The organism is Trichocoleus sp. DQ-A1, from assembly GCF_039961955.1.
GTDB lineage: Bacteria > Cyanobacteriota > Cyanobacteriia > Cyanobacteriales > FACHB-T130 > FACHB-T130.
In genome coordinates, this window is the sequence record NZ_JAMPKE010000002.1 from 338,212 (window position 1) to 349,677 (window position 11,466).

An 11,466-nucleotide genomic window follows, 5' to 3' on the forward strand; every position below is an offset into this window, starting at 1 on the left:
ATTCTTGACTAAGGACGAATGACCAACCCTTATGAACCCCAAGCGGATTTTGGTAACTGGTGCGAGTGGCTGCATTGGTCACTACATTAGCGAAAGCCTGATTCAAGAAACCGAACACGAGCTGTATCTGTTAGTCAGAAATCCAGACAAACTGCAAATTGACTACCAATCTCGACCGGGAATCACCGTTGTAAAAGCTGATTTGCGAGACATTGAACGAGTGGGAAATCTACTCAAGACAATCGATGTCGCGATATTAGCTGCAACCGCTTGGGGCGGCTCCCAAGCGGTATTTGACGTGAATGTGATTAAAACCATCCGGTTGCTAAACTTGCTCGACCCCGCAGTTTGCGAACAAGTCATTTACTTTTCTACCGCTAGCATCCTCGGACGCGACAACGAATTATTGAAAGAAGCGGGAGAACTAGGGACAGACTACATTCGTTCTAAGTATGACTGCTTGCAGCGCTTATCGAAATTAGCGATCGCACCCCGCATCACTACCCTCTTTCCGACCTTGGTTCTCGGAGGAGATGCCAACAAACCCTACTCCCATCTTTCTTCAGGATTGCCAGGGGTGGCAAAGTTGATTGACCTGATTCGCTTTTTTAAAGCTGACGGCAGTTTCCACTATATGCACGGGCGAGATATTGCCCAAGTGGTACGATTCCTAATCGAACATCCTCCTCGCCCCTCGGAACCTCGACAGCTGGTTTTGGGTCAAGCACCCATAACGGTCAACGAAGCCGTAAAAGAAGTTTGTGCTTATTTAGACAAGAAAATTTATTTTCGCGTGCCCCTGTCTCCCTGGCTAGCTGATTTCTTCATCCTCTTGTTCCGAATTCAGATGGCACCTTGGGATCGGTTCTGCTTGCGCTACCGTCATTTTACCTACCAAGATCCCGTCAATCCTGCTACCCTGGGTCTGCCGAATTACTGTGCCACATTCAGCGATGTGCTGAAAATAAGCGGAGTTCAAAAAAAGCAGCTGACAGCTAAGAACGAGTAGAAATTAGATTTAAAAGGTTGTTTTAACGCAAAGGTACGCAGAGGTTAGTGCAAAGGTACGCCAAGGAGGTTAGAGGCTGTCTTCAGAAGAGTTCCTTAGACATATCAAGACCTCTTACTGATTTTCTACGTACCTTTACGTCACCCTTGGCGTACCTTTGCGTTAAAAAAGCTATCAGACTTAACCTAAGCTTGCCAGATTCAGCTAGGCTCGTGTGCTATGTATTAGCTAATAGCTGAAATTTAAAAAGGTGTGAGGTTTTAAATTCAATGAAAGTTTTATTAGTTTATCCCCTGTTTCCTAAAACTTTTTGGTCTTACGAAAAAATTCTGGAATTAGTCAATCGCAAGGTTTTATTGCCGCCGCTGGGTTTAGTCACCGTGGCGGCAATTTTGCCTCAAGAGTGGGAATTCAAGCTGGTCGATCGAAATATCCGCACCGTTACAGAACAAGAGTGGGAATGGGCAGATGTTGTCATTCTCTCGGCAATGATTGTTCAGAAAGAGGATTTACTTGATCAAATCAAGGAAGCCAAGCGGCGCGGCAAACTGGTAGCGTGTGGTGGCCCTTACCCAACTTCTGTCCCGGAGGAAGCTCAAAAAGCGGGTGTAGATTATCTGATTTTAGATGAAGGGGAAATCACCCTGCCGATGTTTGTTGAGGCAGTTCAGCGGGGCGAAAAACAGGGGATTTTCCGTTCTAATGGGGAAAAACCGGATGTGACGACAACCCCGGTTCCTCGTTTTGATTTGCTGGAGTTTGATGCTTACGACTCAATGTCGGTACAGTTTTCGCGGGGTTGTCCTTTCCAGTGCGAATTTTGCGACATTATTGTTTTGTATGGTCGCAAACCCCGGACGAAAGCCCCAGAACAGCTATTAGCAGAGTTGGAGTATCTCTACCAATTGGGGTGGCGTCGTAGCGTTTTCATGGTGGATGATAACTTCATCGGCAATAAGCGCAACGTTAAGTTATTTCTCAAAGAGTTAAAAACCTGGCAAGCAGAACATCAATATCCCTTCCGGTTTAATACAGAAGCTTCAATTGATTTGGCACAAGACCAAGAACTGATGGATTTAATGGTGGAGTGCTATTTTGATGCGGTATTTCTGGGAATTGAAACGCCAGATGAAGAGAGTTTGTCGCTAACGAAAAAGTTCCAAAATACGCGCAGTTCTCTGGGTGAAGCGGTGGAGGCAATTACGCGAACCGGATTGCGCCCAATGGCTGGGTTTATTATTGGCTTTGATGGGGAGAAAGCTGGCGCAGGCAATCGCATTGTCCGATTTGCCGAGCAAACTGCCATTCCCACCACTACCTTTGCCATGCTGCAAGCCTTACCCAATACAGCGCTGTGGCATCGATTAGACAAGGAGGGCCGCCTACGGGGTAAAGATGGCAATATCAATCAAACTACCTTGATGAACTTTGTCCCCACACGACCCCTGCAAGATATTGCCAGAGAATACGTTGAGGCTTTCTGGACACTATACGATGCCGAAAAGTTTTTGGATCGGACTTATCGCTGTTTCTTGATGCTGGGTGCGCCCAAATGCAAGGCTCCTGCTAAATTACCAAATTTAGTGGATCTGCGAGCGCTGCTGATTGTGATGTGGCGTCAGGGTGTCAAACGCACTACTCGCTGGAAGTTCTGGCACCACTTATTGAGCATCCTCAAACGCAATCCTGGTGTTTTTGAGCATTACATCGCAGTCTGCGCTCATAATGAGCATTTTCTAGAGTACCGCCAGATTGTGCGGGACGAAATAGATGCCCAGTTAGCTGAGTTTCAGGCAGAAGAAGCAAAACTGCAACAGATAGAAGATATCTCATCGGCATCTGTAAAAGAAAAAAATCCCGTCGGTGTATAAGACAGGGTTGTTTCGGGATGGCTAACAGAACAGGGGCTTTTGCGATCGCTCTGAAATGAAAATGCTCGTTAACCGGCAGGAATCAAAATTACTGGTAGTGTCTGGGAGTAGGGAGGCAGAAAGTCCAGAGTCAGTAGGTGGATATCAGGTTCCCACTCCCCCTAAACCAACGGTTAACTACATTCGGCTACTGAGTTAGTTAGCATGGAATATCCATTCATCATTAGCGAAAACCTAGCGGCATATTGTATTCGATCAATTTAATGACTCCTTCATGAGCGATCGCACGTCGAAAGTGATAGAACAATTTGCCCCTGCTACGAATCACTAAAATTAGTCCGAGGTTGCCAATTCAATGCGAGTTTTACTGCTTTATCCTTTATTTCCTAAAACTTTTTGGTCTTTTGAGAAAGTCCTAGAATTAGTAAATCGCAAGGTTTTATTGCCGCCGCTAGGTTTAGTGACGGTTGCCGCAATTTTGCCTCAAGAATGGGAATTCAAACTGGTCGATCGAAACGTTCGCAGCGTCACAGAAGACGAGTGGGAGTGGGCAGATTTGGTCATTCTCTCGGCAATGATTGTTCAGAAAGAGGATTTACTTGATCAAATCAAGGAAGCCAAGCGGCGCGGTAAAGCGGTTGCGGTAGGTGGCCCTTATCCGACTTCTGTACCTGATGAAGCGACCAATGCTGGTGCAGATTATCTGATTTTGGATGAAGGGGAAATCACTTTACCGATGTTTATGGAAGCGATCGCGCGAGGTGACAAGGGCGGGATTTTCCGATCCAATGGGGAAAAACCCGATGTGACGACAACCCCGGTTCCTCGTTTCGATTTGCTAGAGTTCGATGCTTACGATACGATGTCGGTACAGTTTTCGCGGGGTTGTCCCTTCCAGTGCGAATTTTGCGACATTATTGTTTTGTATGGTCGCAAACCTCGGACGAAGGCACCAGAACAGCTATTAGCAGAGTTGGAATGTCTCTACCAACTGGGGTGGCGTCGCAGCGTTTTCATGGTGGATGATAACTTCATCGGCAATAAGCGCAACGTCAAGTTATTTCTCCAAGAATTAAAAACTTGGCAAGCGGAACACCAGTATCCCTTCAGCTTTAATACAGAAGCCTCGGTTGACTTGGCGCAAGACCAAGAACTGATGGATTTAATGGTGGAGTGCAATTTTAATGCGGTGTTCCTGGGAATTGAAACGCCGGATGAAGCCAGTTTGCAGATGACGAAGAAGTTTCAAAATAACCGAACTTCGCTTGCTGACTCGGTAGAAACCATCACGCGGGCGGGGTTGCGGGTGATGGCTGGTTTTATCATTGGCTTTGATGGAGAAAAATCAGGCGCAGGCGATCGCATTGTCCGCTTTGCCGAACAAACGGCGATTCCGACGACTATTTTCGGAATGCTACAAGCTTTACCCCACACTGCCCTCTGGTTCCGCCTAGAAAAAGAGGGGCGATTGCTGGATAGCGCATCGGGCAACCAGTTCAATGTGATGAATTTTATCCCGACCCGACCCGTAGAAGAGATTACCAGGGAATACATCAACGCCTTCTGGGATTTATACGATGCTGAAAAGTTTTTGGATCGGGCTTATCGCCATTTTCTGATGCTGGGCGCACCCAAAGTAAAAGTTCCTTTTAAAATGCCGGGTCTGATGGAGTTAAGGGCTTTGGCAATTGTGGCGTGGAGACAAGGCATTAAGCGTCACACTCGCTGGAAGTTCTGGCACCATCTGTTTAGTATCATCAAACACAACCCTGGTGTTTGGGATCATTACCTCACCGTCTGTGCCCACAACGAACATTTTCTCGAATATCGCCAGATTGTCCGCGACCAAATTGAGGTGCAGTTAGCTGAGTATCTAGCACAACAATCGAAACAGGAAGCTAAAGTTTCCCCTGTGAAAAACAGCGTCGGTGCGAGTGCGTGATATCAAGTGAAAAATGGGGAATTAGAAATTTTTTACCCATTTTTCATTCCTTCTCATCAATGACCAATTAAGCGTGAGGATTGTCAATTAATGCGAGTTTTACTTTTATATCCACTATTTCCGAAAAGTTTTTGGTCTTTTGAAAAAACTTTAGCCTTGCTAAATCGTAAGGCAATGTTACCTCCTTTGGGTTTAGTGACCGTTGCCGCAATTTTGCCCCAAGAATGGGAGTTTAAGCTAGTAGATCGAAATGTTACCCAAATAACTGAAGCTGAATGGGCGTGGGCAGATTTAGTAATTCTTTCGGCGATGATTGTCCAAAAAGAAGATTTGCTAGATCAAATCAAAGAAGCAAAGCGTCGGGGTAAGTTAGTCGCAGTCGGTGGACCTTATCCCACGGCTTTACCTCAAGAAGTAGAATCAGTCGGCGCAGATTATTTGATTTTGGATGAAGGGGAAATCACCCTGCCGATGTTTGTGGAGGCAGTGCAACGTGGCGAAACTTCAGGAACTTTTCGGGCGGGAGGAGAAAAGCCGGATGTCAGTTCCACACCCGTTCCCCGCTTTGATTTACTAGATTTCGATGCTTATTCAGAAATGTCAGTGCAGTTTTCGCGGGGATGCCCATTTCAATGCGAATTCTGCGACATTATTGTCCTTTACGGACGCAAACCGCGCACAAAAACGCCATCTCAATTACTAGCAGAATTAGAACGCCTTTATGAGTTGGGTTGGCGACGTAGCATCTTTATGGTGGATGATAATTTTATTGGGAATAAGCGGAATGTCAAGTTATTCCTGAAAGAGTTACAGCCGTGGATGGTAGAACATCAATATCCTTTCTCTTTTGCGACGGAAGCATCCGTAGATTTGGCAAAAGATCAAGAATTGATGGATATGATGGTTCAGTGTAATTTTGGGGCGGTGTTTTTAGGAATTGAAACACCCGACGAGGAGAGTTTAGCACTGACTCAGAAGTTCCAAAATACGCGAGATTCTTTAAGTGATTCCGTTCAAGCGATCGCGCGATCGGGATTGCGGGTGATGGCTGGGTTTATCGTCGGCTTTGATGGAGAAAAACCCGGTGCAGGCGATCGCATTGTCAACTTTGTCGAGAAAACGGCAATTCCCACCGCTTTATTTAGTATGTTGCAAGCTTTACCCGATACCGCCCTTTGGCATCGGTTAAAGAAAGAAGGGCGGCTGCGAGGCGAATCTGCCAACATCAATCAAACGACATTGATGAACTTTGTGCCCACACGTCCTCTAGAAGACATTGCCCGCGAATACATCGATGCATTTTGGACATTGTACGATCCGGAGCGTTTTCTAGACCGCACTTATCGTCACTTTCGCATATTAGGAGAAGCGACGTATCCGAATAAGGGCAAACGTGCGAAGAAAAAAATAGATTGGGTTGTGATTCGAGCCTTATTAATCATTTGTTGGCGACAAGGCGTACTTCGTAAAACTCGTTGGCAGTTCTGGCGCAACTTGTTTAGTATGTATCGACACAATCGAGGTGGAATCAGCAGTTATTTAGCAGTTTGCGCTCAAATTGAGCATTTCGTAGAGTATCGCCAGATTGTCAAAGAGCAAATTGAGGCGCAGTTGGCAGAGTTTATGGCAGAAGACGCGGTTCAACAGCCGCAAGAGGTGAAAACCCCAGTGAATGCGTAGGGTAGACGACACCTCAGATCCTCCAAACCCCTATTATTTAAGAGACTGACTTAATAATGGGGTTTGGAGAATCGCAGAATAGCGCCCATAAAGTGACTGAGGATGAGCAATTCCTTTATTTAAAACTGGTATATAGCAATCCTGTTTTAGTTGCGAGATGCCAGTGGTTTAAATCCCCAACTTATCCAAGAAGTCGGGAATCTTGCTTTCAGAAATCATTTAGGACTGGTATAGGTAGACAAACGTTTTTGCCGTCTGCGTCTTGTCCAAAAGTTGTTGGCAAAGTTGAGTATGTTTTTGTCGCGATGATCTCCTGAACCTGCAACAGTCCGCCTGTTGGCAAGCCAGCGATCGATGGAGTAAATATTGAAGCTGCTACCAGCTAGCAATATAAATAGCACAATCCCGTAGATAAGCATCGTTTGTGCTGCACCCCAGTTTTGTATGGATGTGACACCCATCATCAAGATGATCATCAGGATAAATGTTGCGATTAGGGCGCTGCGCGTTGCTAATCCAATGGAGATCAATACTCCCACGATTAATTCAACCGGGGGTACTAAGTAAGAATTGATCCTCACCAAAAATCCCGGAAAATAAGAATTTGCAAGTTGGTTGACAGTATTTTCAGCAAAACCGGGAATATTGCCGATGCGAGTAAAGCCGTGATTAAAGTAATTCACGCCGATCAGAATTCGCAGCAACAAATAGGCGATCGCAATATCCCTAGTTTTTAGACCAATATAGGGTCTATTTTCAGTCATTGCTATACCTCCAACTGTGTTACTTAAACTTTAATTGATTTTAACTGTAGAGATTTGAATTAATTAAAGTTTAATGAGAAATGAATTAGCCAAGCTAAACCTACCAACCCAAATAAGTCTGTTTTTTCTCTTTTTGAATAGCAGCCAACAAGCACTATTCTCCGAGTGTTGAATTTATAAGGTAAAATCCTGAGTTTAGTTATTTGTCAAGAGTAAGAATCGGCTTTATTCAATACAAGGCTCATCTATAATCGGGGCGGGTAGTGGAAATTCTTCTCCTCGTAGGTAGGCATCAAATTGTTCGTCAAAACGGCTCCAACTGGTAGCAATCGAACGCTGAATTCTACAGGTTGGAGCTTCGCGGAATAAAGGCAGCCGATGTTCGATTTGTTCTTTAATGGCTACAGGGATATCTTCAAATACATCAGTTTTATTGCCAGTGTAATTTAAGACTAAAAAGCCGGGTTTCCCCTTCATTTTCATCCACGGTTCCCACGGCCCCATGCGGTAATAAGAAAGTGTAACAGCGCGATTGTCGCTAGCACTGATGGGTTCGTCAGATAGTATTTTTGTCGGAAAAATAAATTTGTAGGAATCCGACGATTGGACATACTTCTCTGGCGAATAATCTGCAAACTTGGGGTTCGTTGATAACGGGTTAGGCAGTTTCATATTGAAATCTAATGAAACTGAGGATATTTCTGAAGTTATGTGAGCATCTATCTGTTGTGGAATCTGGAACTCCTGGTAGTCATAAGAACGGTGCATAATATTCAGTGTTTCACCTGACTAGGGGTTTTTCCAACTTTTTAGAATTTCTCCAGTTTTGGGATCGAGATAAAGTGTAATTTTACGACTTACAAGCGTCCAGCGGGATGTTGAATTATCTTGAATACAGCGCGAGATATCAACGCCTAAGAAATCAAACAGATGAACAGGTTGATCGTTATCTATCGGATGGGCATACATAGCACCTGTAGCCGGGAAATAGTGAGTTTTACTGTCACTGCTACAGCGTAGTTTGACAAACTGCTCATCGGTAATTGTTGATTTCGTTAAGGTCATAGTTTGCGCTTCCCCAAAGTATAGATTGAGCTAAGGATGAATACTTAACTAGTAATTTCTCGCCCTCCTGCTGATATCTTGATTCGGTCTTGCTGACGCTGCTGAATCTGTTCTAGACTGCCGGTAGGAATGGCGGCAATTAACTGGCGCGTGTATTCTTGCTTCGGTTCGCGGTAGAGATTTTCAGCGGAGCCAATTTCTTCGATTTTGCCTCGATTCATGACCATGATGCGATCGCTCATAAATTTCACCACGCTCAAGTCATGAGAAATAAAGATGTAAGTTAAGCCAAATTCGCTTTGGACTTCTTTGAGCAAATTCAGCACTTGCGCCTGCACGGACACATCTAGCGCCGAGACAGATTCGTCGCAGATGATGAATTTGGGATTGAGTGCCAAAGCACGAGCAATACAAACCCGCTGGCGCTGTCCGCCAGAAAACTCGTGGGGATAGCGATTCATCCAGCCAGGATTTAAACCTACACGCTCTAAGAGATAGGCTGCGCGATCGCGTCGTTCCTTAGAATTCTTACCATAGTGATGAATTTGTAGCGGTTCCATTACCGCATCTCCAATTTTTAGACGCGGATCGAGAGAACTAAAGGGATTTTGGAAGACAATTTGCATCTCGCGTCGCAATTGCCGCAGCCGCCGATTACTGACTTTTGTAATATCTTCCCCTTCAAACTCGATCTGCCCGCTTGTGGGTTCGATCAAACGCAGGATGGTACGCGCTAAGGTACTTTTGCCACAGCCGGATTCTCCCACCAATCCCAGCGTTTCGCCGGGATAAACATCAAATGAGATGCCATTCACCGCCATCAAATAGCGTTTGGTTTGACCAAACATTCCCTGGATTGGGAAGCCAACTTGGAGGTCGCGGACAGAGAGTAGAGCTTTTTCAGTGGTAAAGATGCGAGCTATCGCTTCTGGGTTTTGAGTGGAACCCAGAATTTCTTCTGACTCCTGACTCTTGACGCCTGTTTTTTCTCGAATCTCGATTTCGCCGCTGGGTGTTTTCACCACTTCCATAAAGTCAGCGACGGTCGGCAGGTATTTCAACCGGCGGTTAAGGCTGGGGCGACAGGCTAACAAACCTTTGGTATAAGGATGTTGAGGGTTAGAAAAGATTTGCTCAACTGAGCCGTATTCAACTATTTTGCCTTGATACATCACGGCGACAACGTCGGCAATTTCAGCAATTACCCCCAAGTCGTGACCGATAAACATCATCGACATCCCACGGGCGTCGCGTAACTCCCGCAATAGATCCAGAATCGTCGCTTGAACCGTTACATCCAAGGCGGTTGTCGGTTCGTCAGCAATCAATACCGCTGGATTGCAGGAAATAGCCATTGCAATCATCATCCGCTGCAATTGCCCGCCGGAGAGTTCGTGGGGGTAGCGATCCAGCATTGCCAATTTCTGCTGATTGACCTGCTGATTAATTTCCGCTTCGCTATCTCTTCTGGCTTCTGGTCTTTCTTCTAGATAGCGTTGTCGCATCTCTTCATCGCTAGCGAGGAGTTTGACTTCTTGGAGACGCGCGATCGCTTGCCGCCTCGCCTCGGCAGGGGTTACATTTTGATGCTGACGGATTGCCTCGACTAACTGAAACCCACAGGTAAAAACTGGGTTTAAGGAACTCATCGGTTCCTGGAAAATCATCGAAATTTGACCACCCCGATATTTCCGCAACTCCTCTGCACTCAGATCCCGCAGATTCACTACAGATCCGCCTCGTTCCTGTGAGTTTTGAAACCAAATTTCACCGCCGCTAATCCTGCCCGGAGTTGGCACCAGACCCATGACGGCGAGGGAAGTCACCGATTTACCCGATCCCGACTCTCCCACAATGCCCAAAGTCTGCCCGCGACTCAGTTTGAAGGAAATACCATCAACTGCCAGAATTTGCTTTTCATCAGTTAAAAATTGAACTTGCAGGTTGCGGATGTCTAAAACGGTGTCACTCATGGCAGTCAAGGCAAAAAATTTAACTGGATTTTAACAATCTATGCGATCGCGAGAGAATCAATCGGGTTGTTGATAGCGACGGCAGCCGATTACTGTAACAGACGCGAACCCGATGGACATTGAACTGCTGATGAGCCACTCTGCGGCGGTTTCGGCATCGCTGGAGCCGAGGTTGAGGGGCGCTGGGTTTCGCAAACCGCTACGAGGGTGGTGGCTTCACCGTTCTTTTTGGTGGCAAATACCGCACCTGTGTAGCTATGAATTTCAGCATTCTTGGCTTGGGCGGCGATCATCACGCTTTGGGCGTCCTTTCCGGGTGATACCAACCGATAGTTGTAATACACGCTGGCTGGCTCGCCTCCTAAACCTAAATCTTCAGTGTTTGTGGCAAATTTGCCTTTTTGCTGATAATAAGCCTGTTGCGCTTTGTTTACCATCGCGATATACAGTTTGGCTTCCGTTTGCGGTTTTGGGAGCTGCGAATCTTCGGATACCTGACTCTGTGCATTCTCCAGCTCAATTACTTTGGCGTCTTTGGGTAATGTCGCGCTATCGGAAATTTTCTCAAATATCGTTGCCTTGGGGGTAAAAGCATTGGGTCTGGGTTGTCCAGCTTGCCGTCCCTCTAATTCCAGACGTAGTTTACCGCGATCGATAAATTCAAAAATGCTCAGGATGCTCTCTTTTTTGCTAAAAACCAGGTCAAGTTGTCCCGGTTTAGCCTGGGAATTGACTTTGTACTTAATTCCGACAGCAACCGGAGGTCCATCAGACGTTGGAAATACAATGAATAATTTTCCCTCTGGCGCAAATATAAATGTGACCAACTCCCCGGTTTGCGGATCTTCGGCTTGCCATTGCCCTACAAATTGCTGGGTGGCGGTCGTTGCTGGTGTGGTTTTGGTTGGAGTCGCTGCGGGTGCGGGTTTGGCTGGGGTATTTGCCGATCTCCCTAGGATACCTGTCACCAGGATGCCGTTGATTGCGATTAATAAGCTAGATACAATCAACTTGTTGTTAACTGGGAGTTTCACTAGTTTGGCAAAGTTGATGATAAAGTGATTCATTACTTTTTGGTGTTTGCTTAATATTTTTTATCCAAATTTTGATGATTTTCCTGTGAAATGTCGGAGATTAAATTAGTAAGACATGAAATTGCAAA

General features: G+C 45.8%; 8 protein-coding genes and 1 pseudogene. 5 read left to right on the plus strand and 4 right to left on the minus strand.

All coding sequences use genetic code 11. The annotated features are described in order from the left end of the window. Nucleotides 1-31 precede the first annotated feature (31 nt). The 5 genes from NDI33_RS03930 (at nt 32) to NDI33_RS03950 (ending at nt 6,502) form a co-directional block, all read left to right on the plus strand. The gene (locus NDI33_RS03930) at nt 32-1,009 is read left to right on the plus strand and encodes an NAD(P)-dependent oxidoreductase (RefSeq protein WP_190674453.1); all 978 of its coding nucleotides are present in this window, start codon (nt 32-34) and stop codon (nt 1,007-1,009) included. A 269-nt stretch (nt 1,010-1,278) separates the two neighbouring features. Then, nucleotides 1,279-2,880, plus strand: coding sequence for a B12-binding domain-containing radical SAM protein (locus NDI33_RS03935; RefSeq protein ID WP_190674456.1), 1,602 nt, complete (start codon nt 1,279-1,281; stop codon nt 2,878-2,880). A gap of 55 nt (nt 2,881-2,935) precedes the next feature. Further along, complete coding sequence (locus NDI33_RS03940) at nt 2,936-3,079, plus strand: hypothetical protein (protein WP_190668467.1); 144 nt, start codon at nt 2,936-2,938, stop codon at nt 3,077-3,079. A 156-nt stretch (nt 3,080-3,235) separates the two neighbouring features. Continuing rightward, nucleotides 3,236-4,822, plus strand: a complete 1,587-nt coding sequence (locus NDI33_RS03945; RefSeq protein WP_190440742.1) for a B12-binding domain-containing radical SAM protein — start codon at nt 3,236-3,238, stop codon at nt 4,820-4,822. A 90-nt stretch (nt 4,823-4,912) separates the two neighbouring features. Next, nucleotides 4,913-6,502, plus strand: coding sequence for a B12-binding domain-containing radical SAM protein (locus NDI33_RS03950; protein ID WP_190674459.1), 1,590 nt, complete (start codon nt 4,913-4,915; stop codon nt 6,500-6,502). A 215-nt stretch (nt 6,503-6,717) separates the two neighbouring features. Here NDI33_RS03950 and NDI33_RS03955 read toward each other — a convergent pair whose 3' ends face one another. From NDI33_RS03955 to NDI33_RS03970, 4 genes and pseudogenes are all read right to left on the minus strand, one after another. Continuing rightward, nucleotides 6,718-7,266 carry a DoxX family protein gene (locus tag NDI33_RS03955; protein WP_190524650.1) on the minus strand — a complete coding sequence of 183 codons (549 nt, stop codon included), beginning with the start codon at nt 7,264-7,266 and terminating at the stop codon, nt 6,718-6,720. 225 nt (nt 7,267-7,491) lie between these two features. Beyond that, a pseudogene (locus NDI33_RS03960) lies at nt 7,492-8,331 on the minus strand (DUF1838 family protein). A gap of 44 nt (nt 8,332-8,375) precedes the next feature. Then, nucleotides 8,376-10,304 (minus strand): ABC transporter ATP-binding protein, encoded by a 1,929-nt coding sequence (locus NDI33_RS03965; protein ID WP_190674468.1) that lies wholly within the window; start codon nt 10,302-10,304, stop codon nt 8,376-8,378. Nucleotides 10,305-10,393: 89 nt separating this feature from the next. Further along, the gene (locus tag NDI33_RS03970; RefSeq protein ID WP_190440734.1) at nt 10,394-11,371 is read right to left on the minus strand and encodes a type IV pilin-like G/H family protein; all 978 of its coding nucleotides are present in this window, start codon (nt 11,369-11,371) and stop codon (nt 10,394-10,396) included. Nucleotides 11,372-11,466: the final 95 nt, after the last annotated feature.